1 protein-coding gene is annotated in these 239 nt (G+C 67.4%); it reads right to left on the bottom strand.

What is annotated here, in order from left to right:
* Positions 1 to 239: pyridoxal-phosphate dependent enzyme (locus SB764_RS44250; protein WP_410867343.1), on the bottom strand; the 239-nt coding region annotated here is incomplete at both ends.

Here is a 239-nt window from a genome sequence, read left to right as displayed (position 1 = left end):
CCGTGCCCTGGCCGGCGATCACATACGGATCGTCGAACGGATGCACGAAGGTCAGCCCGCGCGCTTCCTGCAAAGTGAGCGCATGTGCGTACGCATCGCTATACGACTCGCCGAACTGCACCACTTCGACCGTCGGGCCGCCATGCGCGCGCACCGCATCGACCTTCACCTGCGGGGTGGTTACCGGCACGACGATGATCGCCTTCACGCCCATGCGCGCCGCCGACAGCGCCACGCCC

The organism is Paraburkholderia sp. SIMBA_027, from assembly GCF_046535315.1.
GTDB lineage: Bacteria > Pseudomonadota > Gammaproteobacteria > Burkholderiales > Burkholderiaceae > Paraburkholderia > Paraburkholderia tropica.
This window is presented reverse-complemented; position numbering and strand designations above follow the sequence as displayed.